The organism is Marinomonas sp. 63XJN7_7_ISO-PGPR-S23-202 (genome assembly GCF_056173505.1).
In genome coordinates, this window is record NZ_CM149677.1 from 989,909 (window position 1) to 1,009,829 (window position 19,921).

Consider the following 19,921-nt stretch of genomic DNA (forward strand, 5'->3'; position numbering starts at 1 on the left):
TTACATAATTCTTGATTTTTGAAGATTTAACCGTAAATTTAAGGTGAAATCTTTGGAAAATGTAGTAATATTACATAAAATATTTTCACGTCAGTTGAATAAAGACTGTTGCAAAACCGGAGAGAAGCATGAATTCTATCGTTACGAAAGTAACTGAGACCATCATTGAGCGCAGTAAAGCATTGCGTTCACAATACTTATCCGACATGAAAAAAGCCCAAGAACAAGGACCTCATCGAGGTAAATTGTCCTGTGGTAACTTGGCTCATGGTTTTGCCGCATGCCAGCCTACTGACAAGCAAAAGCTAACGTTAATGGAAGAAGCGAATATTGGCATCGTAACTTCTTATAACGACATGTTGTCTGCTCATCAGCCATACGAAAGCTATCCAGATCAAATTCGTAAAGCCGTTCAAGAAATGGGCTCGGTTGCCCAGGTCGCTGGTGGTGTTCCCGCCATGTGTGATGGTGTGACACAAGGGCAGGATGGCATGGAGCTGAGTCTTTTCAGCCGAGATAACATCGCACAAGGGGCGGCAATTGCGTTGTCTCATAATATGTTCGATGCGGCTTTGTACCTTGGTATTTGTGACAAAATTGTTCCAGGGTTATTAATTGCCGCGCTGCGCTTCGGTCATCTTCCTGCTTTGTTTGTACCAGCGGGCCCAATGCGTTCGGGTATCACCAATGCAGAAAAATCGGCGATACGTCAGCGCTACGCTCAAGGTGAGGCGACTCGTAAAGAGTTGCTTGAAGCCGAATCCGCTTCTTATCACAGTGCCGGGACTTGTACTTTTTATGGTACGGCCAACTCTAACCAACTGTTGGTCGAAATGATGGGGCTGCAACTGCCTGGTTCCTCTTTTGTGAATCCTGATGAGCCACTACGTGCTGAATTAACCAAATATACTGCTCAGTTGGCAACAAAATCCACGGCGTTGGGACGCGACTACCGTCCTCTTTACGAGATTATCGATGAGCGCAGTATTGTTAATGCCATTGTGGGGCTATTAGCGACAGGTGGTTCCACTAACCACACTATGCACATCGTTGCCTACGCTCGTGCTGCTGGCATTATTGTCACTTGGGATGATTTTTCAGCCCTGTCTAAAGTGGTGCCATTATTGACGCGTATTTACCCAAATGGTCAAGCCGATATTAACCATTTCCACGCCGCTGGTGGCATGGCGTATTTGGTTAAGCAATTGCTAAAAGGTGGATTGCTGCATGAAGAGGTGAATACCATCGTTGGGAAAGGTTTGCAGCATTACACCAAAGAGCCATTTATCGACAATGGTCAATTGGTATGGCGCGATGGCCCAGAAGCAAGTTTGGATTTAAATGTCATTCGTCCTATTGAAGACCCATTCAGCAAAGAAGGTGGTTTGTCTCTGCTTAAAGGGAATCTGGGTCGTGCTGTGATCAAGGTGTCTGCGGTAAAAGAAGAGAACCGTATTATTGAAGCGCCAGCGGCGGTTTTCCACAGTCAATATGAATTAGCCGATGCCATTTCCAGCGGTAAGCTAAAACGTGACTGTGTAGCCGTGGTGCGTTTTCAAGGGCCAAAAGCCATCGGCATGCCTGAGTTGCATAAATTAACGCCTTTCTTAAGTAATCTTCAGGATCAAGGCTACAAAGTGGCATTGGTAACAGACGGTCGTATGTCTGGGGCGTCTGGTAAGGTGCCAGCGGCGATCCATCTGACACCTGAAGCGTTAGCGGGTGGGCTTATTGCGAAGATTAAAGAAGGCGATCTTATCCGCTTGGATGCGGTAGAAGGCACGTTGTCGGTCTTGATTAGCGATGAAGAGCTGAATGCACGAGAGCCTGAAGACTTCGATTTGTCTGACTCTCATCAAGGCATGGGGCGTGAATTGTTCAGTGCTCATCGTCTACTGGTAAGTGGTGCAGAGCAAGGGGCTTGTACGCTTTTTAATGAATAATGCTTTATTTTAAATGATCAGCTGAGAGTTGATCATTCGCGTTTCCTCTGACTACTAACGTTTGTTAGTAATGGTGTTTAGGGCTTGCTTTGCAAGCCTTTTTTTTATGCTAAAAAAGCCAATCTACGAGTCATAGCGGACGGGGGTAATTTGTATCGGGTGTCTATAATAGGCGCCTAACGACATCATTGCTTATCAGTAAGATGGTATAACTTACTCTTTTAGAGGTGAGTGGTGTTGTTTGCTTTTAGACTAGAGGAAGTGGTGGCAGCATCACATAAAAAAAACCAGATCAACTAAGTTGATCTGGTTTTTTGGCTTTAAACCTAGTAATGGCGGTTGGATTAATCATCAAGCCATGGTTTCTAGAGATTTTTCGTACTCGTCGAAGGTGTCGGTCACTTTCTTCTCTGGAGCACCACCTATTAAACTAAAGACAACAATGGCGATGGTTGAAAATAGGAAACCAGGTACAATTTCGTAAAGATCGAAAATGCCACCGTGTAACTGTTTCCAAACAACGATGGTCAGGCCCCCAACAATGATGCCTGCCAAGGCGCCGTTGCGGTTCATGTTACGCCAGAATAGGCTCAATAGGATGGCTGGACCGAATGCCGCACCAAAGCCTGCCCAGGCATAAGACACTAGACCGAGTACAGAGCTATTAGGATTTAATGCCAACACCATTGCGATAATAGAGATCAACAGAACAGCAAAACGGCCTACATTCACAATTTGTTTCTGTGTGGCGTCTTTATTTAACAGCTGTTTGTAGAAATCTTCTGCTAAAGCGGAAGAGGACACTAAGAGCTGGGAGTCCGCTGTACTCATGATGGCAGCTAGGATGGCGGCCAACAGAATACCTGCTACCACAGGATGGAACACGGCGTGAACTAGAATCATGAAGATTTTCTCAGGATCGGCTAACTGGCCACCTAAGTTGTTATCCACATAGACGATGCCGGTTAAGCCGATGGCTAACGCGCCCGCCATTGATAGAGCCGTCCAAGTAACAGCAATGCGGCGTGCTGTTTTGATGTCTTTATTAGAACGGGATGCTTTGAAACGTGCCAATATATGAGGCTGACCAAAGTAGCCAAGACCCCAAGCCAGTAGTGAAATAATGCCGATGGCCGTTAAGGGTTCGCCACTCACATTATGCCAAATCGTTAGAAGCTCTGGGTTTTTGGCTTCAAGTGTTGATGTTAGCTCAGAAACACCACCCTGAATGGCGACAATCGGAACAATTACCAAGGCAGCAGACATCATCAGACCTTGAACTAAGTCTGTCCAAGCGACGGCTAGGAAGCCACCAAACAGTGTGTAAGATACTACACAGATGGTGCCAATGATGACCGCATAGCGGTAGTCTACACCAAATACGGTTTCAAATAATTTACCGCCAGCCACTAAGCCAGAGCTGGTATAGAACAAGAAGAAGAGTAAGATAAAGATCGCTGAGATAGACTGGATCAATCTGGATTTATCTTGGAAGCGTTTGGCAAGAAAATCCGGCAGTGTAAGGGCGTTGTCCGCTTGAATGCTGTATGTACGTAGACGTTTTGCACAGATTAACCAATTTAGCCATGTACCAACAAATAAGCCAGCGGCAAGCCAAATGGATTCCATACCGGATGCAAATGCATAGCCAGGCAAACCTAGCAGCAACCAACCACTCATGTCGGAGGCGCCAGCGGAAAGAGCGGTCGGCCAAGGGCCTAACGAGCGACCACCTAGAAAGTAATCTTCAGAACTTGATGTCAGTTTGTAAGCGTAAAGCCCGATGGCTAGCATGACGATAAGATAAGCTAAAAAGGTAAAGCCTATCGCGTAGCTACTATTCTCAATCATTGTTGTCCCCAGTTTTGATAAGTCGTTGTGATGTGCTTTTAAATCAGTACTGTTTTCACTGATGTTCCCGACAACGCTTCGCGTTGGTTGTTATGCAAAAAGCCGTTTCTGATGAGTGAAAACTCATTCGAAAGCATCACCTTGTTATCATCGTTTATGTATTTATTAGAATGAACCGTCTTTGAGTAATGTAAAAAAAGCCACTTAAAGATGTCTTTTAATGACGATTTCTAACATGTTTCAAAGGTTGACCGGAGATTCTAGGTGGGTGTTCTTTGATAATCTTTCAAAAAAATCCGGCAAAATTGCAACAAACTCGTTTTGTGGTGAGAAAGGTAACTTTATTTTGTCAGCACACTGTCTGTTTTGTGTATGTGAAGGGCGTCTGCCTGTATTGGAGGGGCTGTGTTTAAGGAAATGGATAAAGCGCCATCGCTTGATGACGCTTTATCTGGGAGGCGCGCTCTGTGACAGGTTACTTATTTTTGTCTGTTTTTGGCAGACGAGTATCTTGCACGCTCTGCTTGAGCTTTTTAAGGTGAGCATTGAATTCAGGCCCACGTTTAAGTAGCACACCTGTCGCTAAGGCATCGATCAAGGTGAGATAGACAATACGGGAACTCATAGGAGTATAAATGTCCGTATCTTCTGTTTCTTCAATAGGTAAAACGATGGAACAGTGTTCTGTTAACGGTGAGCCTGGATTGGTGATACCGATAACGGATGCCCCTGTCGCTCTTGCCACCCGTGCGGTTTCGATCAAAGGAAGCGTCCGTCCTGTGTAGGAGATCACCACAATAGCGTCCCCAGAATGGGCTCCAGCCGCTGCCATACGTTGCACGAGAATGTCTGTGTAGGCGACAACGGGCATATTTAAACGGAAGAACTTATGGTGAGCGTCTTTGGCCACAGGGCCGGATGCGCCTAAACCATAAAACTCAATGCGTCTTGCTTGGGCAAGAACATCGACGGCTCGGCTGATTAAGCTCTCTGGTAAAATCTCTTGAGCACGCGTCAGGTTGTTTTTAGCGGCTTCAAAAATTTTCGTCGTCACCGCACCTGGTGCATCGTCTGGCTCAACGTTCAGATTCACATAAGGGGTACCGGTCGCCAAACTCTGAGCGAGTGAGACTTTAAAGTCTGGGAAACCGCTACCGATTAAACTGCGACAGAATCGATTTACCGTTGGCTCACTGACTTCTGCTCTAGAGGCTAATTTTGCAATACTCGAATGGATGGTCGTTTTCGGATCAGCAAGAATGGCCTCGGCAACTTTTCTTTCGGATTTACTCAAAGTGCTTAGTCGTTCTTGGATCTTACGAATAATGTCTTCGTGTTTATTCATTAATTCTGCTTCAAAGTTGTCTATTGACTCGGATAGTTTAATAACTCATTCTGACAGCGACTTCCAATTCTGGCAATAAAAAGGATTTAAAATGGTCCATTTAACAGCCTATTTCGATAAAATGGCTAATATTCTCCCCGAATTTAATAAAATTAAAGTCGTGGAGTTTGAGGAGGGGTTTTCTAATAAAGTGTATCGCTTAGATTGGAATAAGGCGCCTCGTATTGTGCTGCGGGTGCCGGAACTGGATGGAGCGGTTTTTGGTATTGATCGGCAAAGTGAAATGGCCGTTTTGCTTGCCGCTTCTCAGGCGGGCGTATCGCCTCCCGTGTTGTGGCATGATACAGATGGCGCCTTTGCTTGTCGGTTTGTTGTGCAGCCTTCGTTGAGCTGGGATGTGGCGCATTCCTCAAGTAATGTAGTGAGAATTGCCCAGGCTTTGAGCCAAGCTCATCGTTTACCTAGCGTAGACCACGCTTTCTGTATTTATCGTTTGATTGAGCAATACCTGCAATCCATCGATTCTTTTATATCACCTGACTCTGAACTGAAGGCAGAGTGGGCGTACTTGCAGACGATCTTTTCCAGTTTACCCCGTGTTGCCTCAAGTAGTGAGCCTGTGGTGTGCCATAATGACTTGAATCCCAAAAATGTATTAATAAATGATGAAAAAATTTGGCTGATTGATTGGGAATATACGGGCATGGGGGAGCCTTTATTTGATTTGGCGGTAGTGGCAAAATCACATAATCTCAATGAGGCACAGCAAAGATTACTTATTCGCAGCTATGATAATAATTTGGACGAGGAAGAAACGCTGGGTAAACTCGCTCTTTACAGTAAAGCGTATTCTTTGCGAGAAATGGCTTGGCTGTTATTAAAACATGTTTCCTCTCGGGACGATGTGCAATCTTTAGCGTATTATTACGAGTTTAAAGCCATGCCATCTTTGAATCCTTTTATCGATCAACATGGCGATGTCAATAAGATAATCATAGAGTAGTTTATATGAATTTAACCCCCGCCTGGCAGGCTCGATTAGCCAATGAATTCGAGCAGGATTACATGCAGGCTTTGCGTGATTTTCTAAAGAGTGAAAAACAGCAGAGAAAAGTTATCTACCCACATTCGAACGATTGTTTTAATGCGCTCAACGAAACCCCCTTTGAACAGATTAAAGTGGTGATTTTAGGACAGGACCCGTACCACGGAGAGGGGCAAGCCCATGGCTTGTCTTTCTCCGTGAAACCTGGCGTGAGAATTCCACCTTCCCTCCTGAATATCTACAAAGAGCTGCAAGCAGATTTGGGGATTGCCCCAGCAGGGCATGGCTATTTAAGTCAATGGGCGAAACAAGGCGTCTTACTGCTTAATAGCGTATTGACGGTTGAGGCGGGTAAAGCCGGTTCCCATCAAAATAAAGGCTGGGAGCGTTTTACCGATAAGATCATCGAAATGATCAATCAAGAACATCAAGGGGTCGTGTTTTTGCTATGGGGAGCCTATGCACAAAAGAAAGGGCGCTATATAGACAGGCAAAAACACTGTGTTCTGGAAAGTGTTCACCCATCGCCTTTATCTGCCCACCGTGGCTTTTTAGGCTGTCGCCATTTCTCACAGGCCAATCACTATTTAACACAGACCGGAAAAGCGCCCATTAACTGGGCACTGGATCCGGTGTAAGACGAGCTGTCTGTGTGATTATCTAAGAAACGTGTAGGCTAGCGTTTATCTAATGTATAAGGGAGCGCTAGCGGCTCTACTGACGTGTCTCCCAGTTTTGGGGCGGACAATTCTTCTGGCTCAATGTTGAGAATGACTTGAGCAACAGACCAATCGTCACTGCTTGCTTGGGCAAAAAGCTGTCCCACTACTTTGTCACCCAGATCGGTCAGGTTTGACTCAGCGGTCGGTCCCCCTTGCCAGCGAAAGAGGGCAAGTTGCTTTTTGGACTTCCCACGGTATTGCATGCGCGCGACGATCTCTTGTCCCGTGTAACAGCCTTTGGTAAAACTAATGCCACCAGTGCGTTGCATGTTGAGCCATTGAGGAAGTATGTCTTCACTTTGCTCGGCACGAATCAATGGCCGCGCTATCAAGAGGTTTAGGACATCCGCATATTGCTGGTTTTGCTCTTCTAGAGAAGTATTTTGTGCGGGTTCAACCAGCCAGTCGGTACGAACTGGGTACTCACTCAAGGTAAGACGCATGGCGCTATGGTCTGCTTGAGTTGGTAATATTTCGGTTAATTGTTCTGGTTGCGTGCTGGTTGCATGAGTTTGGACGCTGGTGACGCGATAAGCGTCAGAGGCATCCGCTAATTCTACTTTAAAAAAAACCGCGTATTTTTTCAGGTGCGTGAGTGTCTTTTCTAGCAAATCCTTCGACATTAATAAAAGAATTTGTTCATCCTGTTGAATCACTAAAAAATTCGCAATGATGCGGCCTTTGATGCTGCAAACCGCCCCATAGAGACTCTGAGATGTTGTCAATTTGTTCATATCACAGGTGATTTGCCCCTGTAGAAATTTTTTGCCATCGCCCCCACTGACTTGAAGCACACCAATTTGTTGCTGATGCGCAATGACGTCTTGAGAGAGCATGGTGTCGGCAAAGGTGGATAAAGCAGTCATAAACGTTTTTCCATGATAGTTGGCGGTGACGATCGGCAACGGTGGCTAGCACCACAGTTTGATGCCTCTAACATGGCGCTAATGGAGGCTTTTTTCAATAGGGAAGTCTGTTATAAATAAGATTTATTACCATGTAAATGGCGAGTGAAGGTATAGGGTATACGCCATTAGTTGATGATTTTTATTGAATTTTGGTACGAAAGCCGCAAGTTAACGAAATACTATTGACGTTAGGGAGTAGACTTTTCAATATGAGATCATTGCAAGCTGCTTGTCTTAGTCTTCCACGTGATTTTTTGAAAGGCTCTCAAGCGTAATAATAAAAATAAAGACGCCAGTCGCGTCGATGAATGAGAAAGAAAACTATGTATTTAGGTCTTGATCTTGGTACGTCAGGTTTAAAAGGCGTGATGATTGACGATAAGGGCGATGTCGTCGCACAAGAATCCGTCTCTTTATCGGTCAACAGCCCACACCCAACATGGTCAGAACAAGATCCATTGTCTTGGTGGCAAGCCTGTATTGATGTGTTAGGCCTGCTGGGGCAGCGGGTCGATCTTGGGCAATTAAAAGCCATTGGTATATCCGGACAAATGCACGGAGCGACCTTGTTGGATAAACAGGGTGACGTCTTGCGTCCATGTATATTGTGGAACGATGGCCGCAGTCAGGCACAATGTAGCGCGCTGATGGCGAATTATCCCTCATTAACTGAGCGTTCAGGTAATTTGGCAATGCCTGGTTTTACCGCCCCTAAAGTGCAGTGGGTGAGAGAACATGAACCTGAGATTTTTGCCCAAATCGCCTACGTTTTACTGCCGAAAGATTATCTCGTTTATCGACTTACAGGAGTCTTATCGACGGATTGCTCTGATGCGGCGGGGACCCTTTGGTTGAACCCTGCTACACGGCAATGGGATGATGAGTTATTGGCGGCAACGGGCTTAACGCAAGCGAATATGCCTACCGTTTTTGAAGGATGCGATGTGATTGGTCATGTGTCCGATAAGGCGAGTAAGCAATTAGGATTGCCAAAGCTTCCTGTTGTCGCGGGTGGCGGTGATAATGCCGCCGGAGCTGTGGGCATGGGGGTGACCCATGCTGGTCAAGGGTTGTTGTCTTTGGGCACTTCTGGTGTGTATTTTGTGGTGAGCGAGAGCCATAAAGCCAACCCTGACAATACGGTGCATGCGTTCTGTCATGCTCTACCAAATCGTTGGCACCAAATGGGGGTTACCTTGAGTGCGGCTAATTCTCTCTCTTGGTTGGCTAAGTTGGTAGATGATTCCGTGTCCTCTTTGCTTGAGGCGCTTGAACGGTCTGGTAAGAAACAAACATCGGTGATCTTCCTGCCTTATCTAAGTGGCGAACGCACGCCCCACAATGATCCGGATGCTCAGGGGCAATTTATTGGTTTACGTAATAGTACTGATCTACCGGATATGACCCTAGCGGTGCTCGAAGGCGTCGCTTTTTCTCTATTGGATTGTCAAAATGCTTTGTCTCGCGCTGGGAGTGAGGTGAACGATTTGTCGTTAATTGGTGGCGGCGCTCGTTCTTCTTTATGGCGACAAATATTGGCAAATGTATTGAATAAACGGGTGATTTACCGAGATGGTGGCGATGTTGGGCCTGGGCTTGGCGCTGCAAGATTGGCTTTGTTGGGGGAAAAACGACAGGCAGGTGGGGAGATTGAGGCGCTTATCTCTCAATATTGTGCTTTGCCCGAGGTGCTGGCTAGCCATCAGCCAAATACTCAACTGTCCGATTATTATCAGGACAAATACGCTTTGTATCAGGCGTTCTTCGCGGCAACTAAAGAGCTAAATCATGCTCTGGCGGCTTTATAGTTTATAACGAGAGTTTGGGGCTTATAGCCAGAACTAAAATACTGTCTCGCTATACTGTCCCAAACGGTTACTGCTTTGGCTGCGAAAGTCCCTAGGGGTGACGCCTTTTAGCTCGTGAAATCGACGGTTGAAATTGGCAACGTTCTTAAATCCCACCTGAAAGCAAATGTCGACAATTTGTTGATCGGTTTCTGTGAGTAAATTGCACGCTCGGCTGATGCGTACTCGGTTTAAAAATTCCGTAAAGCGGTTTCCGGTTGCTTTGCGAAAGAAACGCGAAAAGTGGCTGTCAGACATGCTGACTAAGTTAGAGGCGTCTGACAGACAAATATCCTGATTGTAATGTTGAGTGACATAATCCACTACTGTATTGATTTTTCGTTGCAGATTTTCATTGGATTTTAAGTCTATCTGTACCGTAGAAAGCAGGCGATAGTTCTGGCTCTGGGACAGTTTTTTCAATAGGGGGAGTGTGAGGATGAGGCGTTCCAAACCACTGGCGTCTCGGATGGCGGCAAAGGTTGTCTTCAAGTAATCAGGATCCTCTCCCTTAAACTCCAGGCCGGATTTGGCCCGTAGCAGCATGGGAAGTACTTCAGACAGTTCTGGGATGATTTTCATGCCTTGAGCAAAGGATTCATGGTCAAAGCGTATCACCATGTCCCTCGTATCGGTCGGTGGTTCGTTGCTCTGGCAGATCCAATTATGGGGCAAGCGGGGTCCAGTGAGAATTAACTGACCCGGTTTGTAGTTGCCAATGTAGTCACCGACGAAGACTTTGCCGGACGTGGCGACAATAAAGTGCAGCTCGTAGTCATCATGGGCGTGCCAGCGAATTAAATCGCTGGGGTAGCCGTGTTCTAAGTAGCGTATGGTTTCGACTTCACCTTCCACTAATTCGTATTCGGGAGTATTTCGTTTTACTGTTTTAGACATAAAAAACTCCTAACAAACTTAATGTTTAACGATTAGCTCATGACATTGCCACCATCAACATTATAGGTTTGTGCGGTAATATAATCGGCTCCGGATGAGGCCAAAAACAGAGCCAGAGATGCCACTTCTTCGGGTTTGCCCATGTAACCTAAGGGGACAGCTTTACCGACAGCAATTTTCTTTTCACCTATTTCTAGATCTTCGTATTTTGCAAACAGCTTGTCGACCTCTTTCCACATGGGCGTGTCGATTACGCCGGGGGAAATGGCGTTAACATTGATTTTATGGGGCGCCAAAGCCAACGCGGCAGACTGGGTGTAACTGATCACGGCGGCTTTACTGGCGCAGTAGTGACTGACCAGCGCTTCGCCCCGGCGTCCAGCCTGAGAGGCCAGATTAATAATCTTACCTGGAATGTGTTTTTCTACCATGGTTTGGGCGATTTTTTGCATCGTGAAAAACATGCCTTTAACGTTAATCGCAAAAATACGGTCAAAGCTTTCTTCCGAAGCGTCTAAAATCGGCGCTAAATCAAATACGGCGGCATTATTGACCAAGATATCGATTTGTCCGAATGTGCTGATACAGTTGTCGACGAGTTGATCAATCGCTTCAAGGTTGCTTACATCTGCCCCAATATAGCGGGATTGGTTTGGGTATTTTGTCAGAACTTGTGCAATGGGCTCTGGTTCAGATTTAGGGTAATCACTGAGGATCACTTTGGCGCCATTCTCAAGATAGGTTTGTGCAATAGCGAGACCAATACCTCCGGCGGCACCGGTTATGAGGGCTATTTTGTTGGTCAGGTCATGGTTGCTGGTGGCCATGTTGATATTTCCTTGTATTGTTATTGTTAGATTAGGCATACAGCGTTAGGGCAGTATACCTAATTGTTAATCAGTGATGGTAATCAAACGTATTTTACTTGCATTTCTCGGATTGCCTGAGCCAAGTGGTCTGGAAAGTCTGGGTAGTCCTCAGGGAGGTTGCCCCATAGGAATCGATCATGGGTGAAGGCTTTAATGCCGGCTTCGTCATTGGTGAACGCTTTCATGGCATCGAGATTGGGCTCGTGATAAGGCGTCTCTATTTGGCCTGCGGCGGCTTTTTGGAAAAACACAAACCAACCTGCAATCCCCTGTAGGGTTTTATGAGGAACACGATTCAGTTTGTAGATACCTGCCAAAGACGGATAGACAAAAATAGGGTATTTGGCATAACCATCGGTACAGATGCGTTCCACTGTGTCGCCGATATTGGCATTACTGAAGCGGGCAGCAATGATGCTGAAGTAGTTGGGCAGATCGACAATAGAGTCACCGATGGCTGGAATGGCATCCTGATTGGCAAAATCAGTGAAATATTGTTTTAACTCGGCGTCCCGCATGGCTTCATCAAAATAGGTTAACCCTTTCAGCGCCGCTTGATAGGTGACGCAGGTGTGGCCAGCATTGAGAATACGAATCTTAGCTTCTTCATAGGGGTCGACTTTATCGACCATTTGTACGCCAACTTTTTCCAAAGGAGGACGTTCACCGGCAAAATTGTCTTCAATCACCCATTGAATAAAATCTTCCCCCATTACGGTCATTTGATCGTTCATGCCAAAGCGCTCTTGTACGTCTTTCACATGAATTTGACTAGGCTTGGGGGTGATGCGATCCACCATAGCACAAGGGAAGGTCACATTGTCTTTGATCCATTGGATCAAAGCATGGTCTTGTTTAGCGGCTAAAAATTGCATCAAACCTGTCTGCAAATGTTTACCGTTATGGCGCAAATTATCGCAGCACAAGAGAGTAATTTTGGCTTTTGAGGTTTCGCTGCGTTTTTTAAGCCCGGCATACAAGAAGGCGTAGAGAGTATTTCTGCCCCCTTCGATGTCTGCTTGGATGGCTGGATGATCTTTTAGCAGGACTTGGTTTTCATCCAGATAATACCCGCCCTCCGTCACCGTAGAGCTGACAATTTGGATGCTGGCATCTGCAATAGCCTTGTCGACTTCCTGTGGTACTTGCGCACCGTCAATCTGGTGCACGATGGAGCGGATATGTCGGTATTCGGTGCCGCCTTTAGGATCCATCGTCTTCAGAACATACTCGCCCTTTTGCTGCATAAAACGGGCGAAACTGGCACTGTCCTGAGGACGAATATTGACGCCAATAAGCCCCCATTGTTTGCCTTCAGGCTCAGCCAGTAAACGGTCAAGGTAAACGGCTTGGTGAGCACGGTGAAATGCTCCCACTCCAACATGTACTATGCCTGGTTGAATCTCATCCCTTTGATAAGGCTGGCTAGACAATTGGGCCTGATGTTTGCTGGGATTGAGGTAATTAGTCATAAACTGTCTCCTCAGCGATCATGGAAATAACGCGATCACTGTCGTTGAGTAGAATAATTTCGTCGGTGTCGATGTTGATGTGAACCTGTTGTTCGTCCTTGATTCTGCTACGTGCGGCGGCCTTAACGATGATTCTCTGCTGATTGCTGAGGCGCACGTGGGCGTAGGCTTCAGAGCCTAGGTGTTCGATCAGTTCTACATGGCCGGATAAATCCCCATCACTGTCTACTAGGGTGAGATGTTCTGGGCGAATCCCTAATGTGCTATTGGTATTGATGTCTTCTTGAAGGCGAGAGACAGGGAAGCTGGTTTTACCACCGCCGACACTCAGTGCTAGACGGTCTCCTTGGTTGTCTATCTGATCGATAGGTATTAGGTTCATTTTTGGCGTACCGATGAATTCGGCCACAAAACGACTTTTAGGTTGACGGTACAGTTCTAGTGGCGTGCCGACTTGCTCGATTTGTCCCGCGTTGAGAATGACAACACGGTCCGCCAAGGTCATGGCTTCCACCTGATCATGGGTGACGTAAATCATGGTGGTGCCCAGTTGTTTGTGCAGGCGAGCCAGTTCTAGGCGCATCTGTACTCGAAGGGCGGCATCTAGGTTAGAAAGTGGCTCATCAAATAAAAACACTTTTGGTTGGCGCACGATGGCTCGACCAATGGCTACCCGCTGGCGTTGACCACCGGAGAGTTCTTTGGGTTTTCGTTCCAACAGGGTGTCCAGTTGCAGGGAGGTGGAAGCAATGCGGACTTTTTCATCTATTTCTGATTGTGGTGCTTTGGCTAGTCGCAGAGCGAATGACAAATTCTCTTTCACTGTCATATGTGGATAAAGCGCATAGGACTGGAACACCATGGCTAGATCCCGTTTGGCAGGTGCCAGTTCGCTAATTTCCTGACCATCAAGATTGATCTCCCCGCTGCTACTGGTTTCAAGACCTGCGATGGTGCGCAATAGGGTGGATTTACCACAGCCAGATGGGCCAACAAAGACGATAAACTCACCTTCCTCAATGGACAGGTTGATGCCGCGCAGAGCATGGTAGTTATCATAATGTTTTTGTAATTGATTAATTGTTAAATAACTCATGGCTTAAATTCCTATTATTTGACGGCACCAAATGTCAGGCCTTGGACCAACTGTTTCTGACAGAACCAGCCGAAGATGATGATGGGGGCACAGGCTAGGGTGGAGGCGGCTGATAGCTTGGCCCAGAATAAGCCCTCAGGGCTTGAGTAAGAGGCAATCATGGCGGTTAGTGGTGCCGCATTGGTGGCCGTCAGGTTGATGGACCAAAACGCTTCGTTCCAACACAAAATGATGGATAGCAACCCCGTTGAGATGATGCCGCCAACGGACAAAGGCATCACCACTTTGGTGACTTCCGTCCAGGGCGTCGCCCCGTCCATTCGTGCGGCTTCGAGAATTTCTTTAGGCAAATCCTTGAAGTAGGAAAACAGCATCCAGACGATGATGGGTAGATTCATCAGAGTAAAGATAATGATCAGTCCAGTTCGAGTATCAAGCAGGCCATAATCGCGACCTAAAAGATAAATCGGCACCAATACCCCAACCGATGGCAGCATTTTGGTGGACAACATCCATAACAGGATATCTTTGGTCCGCTTGCCTGGAAAAAATGCCATAGAGTAAGCAGCTGGAATAGCAATGATCAGAGCGATGATGGTGGCCCCAAAGGAAATCACAACCGAATTCATGGCATGGTACAGATAATCGCTACGCTCCTGCACAATAGCGAAATTCTCTAGGGTGGGTTTGAAAAACAGCTCTGGAGGAAAGGCAATGGCCTGAGCTTCTGTTTTAAAGGAGGTAAGAAACATCCAAAAGATTGGGAAAAACAGTACTAAGGCGATTATCCAAGCCAAAGAGCCAATCAGGACGGTTTTGAGCTTTCTTTGTTGAGTAAGAGTCATCACAATCACCTCACACCGTTAAGTTTTTGCCGACGGCACGGATTAAGAAGAAGGCCACAATGTTCGCCAAGACTACAGCGATTAAGCCGCCAGCGGAGGCTGTGCCTACGTTAAATTGCAGCAGTGCTTGGTTGTAAATCATGTAAGCCAAGTTGGTGCTGGAGTAGCCTGGGCCCCCATTGGTGGAGACATAAATCTGCGCGAACACCGACAATAGAAAGATTGCCTCTATCATGACGACCACGGTAATGGGTCGAGATAAGTGCGGAATGGTCAGATAGCGGAAAATATGCCAGCTAGTGGCACCATCCATTTGTGCGGCTTCTTTTTGTTCGTGATCTTGTGACTGTAAGGCGGTAACAAAGACCAAAATGGCAAAAGGCAGCCATTGCCAACTGACCATGACGATAATTGAAAACAGCGGGTAGGTAGAAAGCCAGTCAATGGGCGTCAGTCCGAGGCTTTGCCATATCCAAGCAAAAATGCCATAAACTGGATTCATCATCATGTTTTTCCAAACCAAGGCATTTACCGTGGGCATAACAAAGAAGGGCGAGATAAGCAGTACTCGCACAATGCCACGGCCAAAAAAGGGTTTGTCAATCAGGGCAGACAGAGCGACCCCAAGTACGACGGTGATGATCAATACGGACCCAACCAGAAGAGTGGTATTGCCTATTGCGGTAAGAAAGGCAGGGTCCGTTATGAAGAAATCGTAGTTCAACCAACCAACGAACCGAGTAGGACCCGGATACAGTAGGTTGTAATGAATGGTTGAGAAGTAGATGGTCATGGACAAAGGTATGATCATCCACAAAAGCAACACGATGACAGACGGAGCCATTAACAAGCGAGTGATAGTACGCTTCATGGGGAATCTCTCTCTTATTCTGTTTATAAAGACCAGTGGAAGGTCAGAAAATCAGGAACAAAGAAGTCTTGCTTCTTTGTTCCTAAACAGCAGAGTTAGTAGTAACCTGCCGCTCGCATTTGACGTTCTGCAATTTTCTGGGCATTTTCCAGCGCTTGATCCACAGACATTTTTCCGGCCAGAGCGGCGGAAATCATTTGTCCTGTAATGGTTCCGATTGACTGGAATTCAGGAATAGAAACAAACTGTACACCCTTGTATGGAACGGGTTTTAAAGTACTGTCATCTGGGTTGGCAGATTTGATGGCGGTAAACTCCGCTTTCGCAAAAACTGCGGCTTTTTGGAAGTTGGGATTAGCATAAGTGCTTTCCCTTGTACCAGTAGGAACAGACGCCCAACCATAATGCTTCGCAACCAATTTGATGTAGCCTTTAGAGGTTGCCCAACGGACAAATTTTTGTGCGTCGGCTTGATGTTTACTGGTGACAGGAATCGCGAGTGCCCATGACCACAGCCAATTAGAGCCTTTTTTGGTGACTTCATAGGGCGCCTGAGCGAAAGCAACTTTGTCAGCAACCTTACTCTCTGTTGGATTCGAGACAAAAGACGCTGCAATGGTAGCGTCCACCCAGATACCGCATTTGCCTTGTTCAAATAAGGCAAGATCTTGGTTGAAGTTATCCGAAGTAGCCCCTGGTGGTCCGTATTTTCTCAGCATATTGACGTAGAAAGTAACGGCTTTTTTCCACGCAGGCGTATCAATTTGTGGGTGCCACTTCATATCAAACCAACGTCCACCGAAAGAGTTAACAATGGTGGTCACAAGGGCTACATTGGCTCCCCAGCCAGCTTTGCCGCGTAGACAAATACCGTATACGCCTTTTTTGGGGTCGTTTATGGCTTTGGCCACTTTTTCGATATGCGTCCATTTATCTCGGTCAGTGATTTTCATACCCGCTTTTTTAACCAGATCCTTACGGTACATCACCATGGAGCTTTCTCCGTAGAAAGGCGCTCCGTAGAGTTTGTCCTTATAAGACAAACCTTGGCGAATGGAAGGAATCAGGTCTTTCACATCATATTTGCCACTGGTATTGATGGGGGATAACCAGCCGCGTTTGGCCCAGATAGGCGTGTTATACATGCCTATGGTCATGATGTCATACAGGCCACTTTTATTGGCAATGTCTTGCGTAAGGTTTTGACGTAGTTGGGTTTCTGGAAGCGTAACCCATTTGATTTTGATGCCTGGATTGGCTTTTTCAAACTCGGGGGTGAGTTTTTGCATTTGGATCATTTGACCATTATTAACCGTCGCAACGGTTAGAACAGTGTCGGCGAGGGCATCTGTAGCCAGCATAGTTGCTGCACAAGAGGTCGCTATGACAAGCGCGCTTTTCGCGAAGTATTTCATAGTAGGTCTCTCCCTTCTGGAGTCGTTATTATTTTTATCTCGTTAACCTAGGCCTGATAGTTATGGCTACCAAGTCATTCAAATATATGCCTAGTGCTATTGACTCTCTAATACAGAAAAATCCAATATTGGTACTATTTTGCTGTGTTTTTACTTTCATCTGTAAAAATACGTCAAAAAAGTACGTTTTATTTTTAGGGGATGAGTATCATTCTTGAAAAAACAGGCGGTTTTCAGATCTACATCAGGGAATCCGTGTTAGCTATTTTCTGTTTTGCGGCAAATGGCTATAATGGGCTCGATTCTATTTAGGGGAACATTGAATGTCTGAAATCACCGCCGATTCCATTGAATTTAAACGTCTTAAAATGCAGTGCCGTCGAGGCATGTTAGAACTGGATGTTCTTCTAGAGCCTTTTCTAGAGGAAGTGTATCTAACCTTGGACGAGGAAGATCAGCAGCGCTTTATTAAACTACTTGCCTGTGAAGATCAGGAGTTGTTTCTCTGGTTTATGCAAAGAGAGGAAGCACCGGATCCGGATCACGCCCGTATTGTTAATATCATTTTGACTCGTGTTCAGCCTGAAAACTACAAGGCTTAATCCCTCTAAAATTGGCATAGCACTTTGGCTTTTATTTGCTGGGTGTTGTGCTCTTCTCCTACGTGTCTTTTGGTTTCCACCGTTGTTTTGGTGGGGGCTTTTGATTGTCTTTGTATTTGGCTTTTTAGGTCTAGTGGTTTACCGCCGAGCACGCGGTTCTATTTACGTTGGGATTGATGAGTTTGGTGCTTTCTGGCAGGAACAGCAGCGTATAGAACGCTTAACTTTTGTGCGAGTGAATGGGGTTCAGCTGATCGCAACCTTTGCGTCCCAGGAGTTGAAGGTTACTCGATTTTTTTGGCCAAGCTATCGGGTGATTTATCGAGACAGTGTGCCTTATGATGCCTATCGCTTTTTACGCTCCTATGGTGCACAGCAGATGTTACGACAGCGTGCCGAGGCGACAAGGGATAAATCGTCTGAGCAAGGTTCCATTGATTAGATCGTTATCAGTGGAACCTTATTAGATGCGAAGGGGATTTTATTTAAGGCTTATTATGAGGAGAAAGAATGGTCGGTTCACTGTTTTCCAGTTTGTCTGGATAATCCAGTGTGAAGTGCAATCCCCGGCTTTCTTTTCGTGACATGGCGGATTGAATGATCAGGTCCGCCACCACAGCCAAATTACGTAACTCTAATAAGCCGCTAGAGACTTTGTAGTTTTTATAAAACTCTTGGATCTCTGACTTTAGCAAATCCACACGATGTTTGGCGCGTAGTAAGCGTTTATTGGTTCTGACTATGCCTACATAATCCCACATAAAACGACGCAATTCCTGCCAGTTATGGGTGATGACGACATCTTCGTCTGAGTTGGTGACCTTCGATTCGTCCCAATCTGGAATGACTAGGCCTTCGTCTTCGAGGGGATGGCTAATAATGTGTTTAGCCGCTGATCGGGCAAAGACAATACATTCCAATAACGAGTTGCTTGCTAAGCGATTCGCTCCATGCAGGCCGGTATAAGCGGTTTCGCCAATAGCATAAAGATGACTAACATCGGTTGCGCCATTTTGATCAACGACCACGCCACCACAGGTATAATGTGCCGCTGGCACGACGGGAATCGGAGCCTTGGTCATGTCATGGCCACATTCTAAGCAGCGTTGATAGATGGTGGGAAAGTGTTCTTTGATAAAGCTTTTGTCTTTGTGAGAGATATCTAATAACACATGATCAATCCCTAGACGTTTCATCTCATGATCGATTGCTCTGGCAACGATGTCTCTGGGAGCTAACTCAGCACGCTCATCAAATGACGGCATAAAGCGTGATCCGTCTGGCAGCAATAAGCGGCCACCTTCACCACGAACGGCCTCAGAAATCAGAAAGGTTTTGGCTTTGGCGTCATACAGACAAGTCGGGTGAAACTGATTGAACTCCATGTTGCCAACACGGCAACCCGCCCGCCACGCCATCGCGATACCATCGCCTGAGGCGGTATCTGGGTTGCTGGTATAAAGATAGACTTTGCTACTGCCACCACAGGCGAGAGAAACGTACTTACCATGGAATACTTCGATGACGTCGTCGTCTAAATTGAGTGCATAAACGCCGATGGCACGACTTTCTCCTGCTAATCCCAGTTTTTTGGTGGTAATGACGTCAATCGCGACACGGTCAGGGAAAAATTCGATATTGGGATGGTTTGTCGCATTTTTTATCAGAGTTTGCGAAATGGCTAAACCTGTTGCATCAGCACTGTGAATAATACGTCTATGGCTGTGACCACCTTCTCTTGTTAGGTGGTATTCTTCGTTATTGCCATAGCGTGTGAAAGGAACACCTTGGTCAATCAGCCAAGCGATGCTTTCTTTGGAGTGTTCAACGGTGAAGCGAATAGCGTCCAAGTCGCCCAATTCCGCACCAGCGTCAATGGTGTCGGCAATATGAGACTCTATGGTGTCTTTTTCGGATAATACTGCTGCCACACCACCTTGTGCGTAAAGTGTTGACCCTTCGCGAATATCGGCTTTGGTCAAAATGGCGACTTTGTGAGTGTTAGCCAGTTCAAGTGCTAAGGTTAATCCTGCAGCACCTGCACCGACGATAACGATATCGTGTTTAAAGTGTCGGCTCATTATTGGGTTCTACTAAAATAGTGTTTGAAGTTTTAATGTTACTATTGTTAAACATAAATAGTGAATACTTTCTAAAAATGCGCTTTATTCTCCAAAAATATACATGTTTTAA

General features: G+C 46.1%; 17 protein-coding genes. 6 read left to right on the forward strand and 11 right to left on the reverse strand.

All coding sequences use genetic code 11. The features are described 5' to 3' along the window. Positions 1 to 128 precede the first annotated feature (128 nt). Positions 129 to 1,943, forward strand: a complete 1,815-nt coding sequence (edd, locus tag AC0VYG_RS04490; protein WP_475431147.1) for a phosphogluconate dehydratase — start codon at positions 129 to 131, stop codon at positions 1,941 to 1,943. A gap of 351 nt (positions 1,944 to 2,294) precedes the next feature. Here edd and putP read toward each other — a convergent pair whose 3' ends face one another. Beyond that, complete coding sequence (gene putP / locus AC0VYG_RS04495) at positions 2,295 to 3,794, reverse strand: sodium/proline symporter PutP (RefSeq protein ID WP_199477762.1); 1,500 nt, start codon at positions 3,792 to 3,794, stop codon at positions 2,295 to 2,297. Between the two features lie 475 nt (positions 3,795 to 4,269). After that, a complete protein-coding gene (hexR, locus tag AC0VYG_RS04500; RefSeq protein WP_475431148.1) occupies positions 4,270 to 5,139 on the reverse strand; it encodes a transcriptional regulator HexR in 870 nt (289 codons plus the stop codon). Between the two features lie 91 nt (positions 5,140 to 5,230). On the opposite strand from hexR, the gene AC0VYG_RS04505 reads away from it, so the two are divergent. Both AC0VYG_RS04505 and ung read left to right on the forward strand, forming a co-directional pair. After that, complete coding sequence (locus tag AC0VYG_RS04505; protein ID WP_475431149.1) at positions 5,231 to 6,142, forward strand: phosphotransferase; 912 nt, start codon at positions 5,231 to 5,233, stop codon at positions 6,140 to 6,142. Between the two features lie 5 nt (positions 6,143 to 6,147). Then, positions 6,148 to 6,822, forward strand: coding sequence for a uracil-DNA glycosylase (gene ung / locus AC0VYG_RS04510; RefSeq protein ID WP_475431150.1), 675 nt, complete (start codon positions 6,148 to 6,150; stop codon positions 6,820 to 6,822). A 38-nt stretch (positions 6,823 to 6,860) separates the two neighbouring features. Here ung and ygfZ read toward each other — a convergent pair whose 3' ends face one another. Beyond that, entirely contained in the window at positions 6,861 to 7,772 is a 912-nt protein-coding gene (gene ygfZ / locus AC0VYG_RS04515) for a CAF17-like 4Fe-4S cluster assembly/insertion protein YgfZ (RefSeq protein ID WP_475431151.1), read from the reverse strand. A gap of 365 nt (positions 7,773 to 8,137) precedes the next feature. Between ygfZ and xylB the strand changes: the two genes are divergently transcribed. Beyond that, positions 8,138 to 9,622 carry a xylulokinase gene (xylB, locus tag AC0VYG_RS04520; RefSeq protein WP_475431152.1) on the forward strand — a complete coding sequence of 495 codons (1,485 nt, stop codon included), beginning with the start codon at positions 8,138 to 8,140 and terminating at the stop codon, positions 9,620 to 9,622. 33 nt (positions 9,623 to 9,655) lie between these two features. Here the strand turns inward: xylB and AC0VYG_RS04525 are convergent, their stop codons facing one another. From AC0VYG_RS04525 to AC0VYG_RS04555, 7 genes are all read right to left on the reverse strand, one after another. Continuing rightward, the gene (locus AC0VYG_RS04525; RefSeq protein WP_475431153.1) at positions 9,656 to 10,558 is read right to left on the reverse strand and encodes a cupin domain-containing protein; all 903 of its coding nucleotides are present in this window, start codon (positions 10,556 to 10,558) and stop codon (positions 9,656 to 9,658) included. Positions 10,559 to 10,590: 32 nt separating this feature from the next. Beyond that, entirely contained in the window at positions 10,591 to 11,385 is a 795-nt protein-coding gene (locus AC0VYG_RS04530) for an L-iditol 2-dehydrogenase (protein ID WP_475431154.1), read from the reverse strand. 83 nt (positions 11,386 to 11,468) lie between these two features. Further along, the gene (locus AC0VYG_RS04535) at positions 11,469 to 12,899 is read right to left on the reverse strand and encodes a mannitol dehydrogenase family protein (RefSeq protein WP_475431155.1); all 1,431 of its coding nucleotides are present in this window, start codon (positions 12,897 to 12,899) and stop codon (positions 11,469 to 11,471) included. Next, positions 12,892 to 13,995, reverse strand: a complete 1,104-nt coding sequence (locus AC0VYG_RS04540; RefSeq protein ID WP_475431156.1) for an ABC transporter ATP-binding protein — start codon at positions 13,993 to 13,995, stop codon at positions 12,892 to 12,894. Before AC0VYG_RS04540 ends, AC0VYG_RS04535 begins: the two co-directional genes overlap by 8 nt. 14 nt (positions 13,996 to 14,009) lie before the next feature. Beyond that, complete coding sequence (locus tag AC0VYG_RS04545; RefSeq protein ID WP_475431157.1) at positions 14,010 to 14,840, reverse strand: carbohydrate ABC transporter permease; 831 nt, start codon at positions 14,838 to 14,840, stop codon at positions 14,010 to 14,012. Positions 14,841 to 14,850: 10 nt separating this feature from the next. Then, the gene (locus tag AC0VYG_RS04550) at positions 14,851 to 15,711 is read right to left on the reverse strand and encodes a carbohydrate ABC transporter permease (RefSeq protein WP_199477772.1); all 861 of its coding nucleotides are present in this window, start codon (positions 15,709 to 15,711) and stop codon (positions 14,851 to 14,853) included. A gap of 95 nt (positions 15,712 to 15,806) precedes the next feature. Then, the gene (locus AC0VYG_RS04555) at positions 15,807 to 17,126 is read right to left on the reverse strand and encodes an ABC transporter substrate-binding protein (RefSeq protein WP_475431158.1); all 1,320 of its coding nucleotides are present in this window, start codon (positions 17,124 to 17,126) and stop codon (positions 15,807 to 15,809) included. Positions 17,127 to 17,449: 323 nt separating this feature from the next. Between AC0VYG_RS04555 and AC0VYG_RS04560 the strand changes: the two genes are divergently transcribed. Then, the gene (locus AC0VYG_RS04560; RefSeq protein WP_475431159.1) at positions 17,450 to 17,728 is read left to right on the forward strand and encodes an FAD assembly factor SdhE; all 279 of its coding nucleotides are present in this window, start codon (positions 17,450 to 17,452) and stop codon (positions 17,726 to 17,728) included. Continuing rightward, a complete protein-coding gene (locus AC0VYG_RS04565; RefSeq protein ID WP_475431160.1) occupies positions 17,700 to 18,170 on the forward strand; it encodes a protein YgfX in 471 nt (156 codons plus the stop codon). Before AC0VYG_RS04560 ends, AC0VYG_RS04565 begins: the two co-directional genes overlap by 29 nt. 43 nt (positions 18,171 to 18,213) lie before the next feature. On the opposite strand, the gene nadB is transcribed toward AC0VYG_RS04565, so the two are convergent. Then, a complete protein-coding gene (gene nadB / locus AC0VYG_RS04570) occupies positions 18,214 to 19,809 on the reverse strand; it encodes an L-aspartate oxidase (RefSeq protein ID WP_475431161.1) in 1,596 nt (531 codons plus the stop codon). Between the last annotated feature and the right edge of the window lie 112 nt (positions 19,810 to 19,921).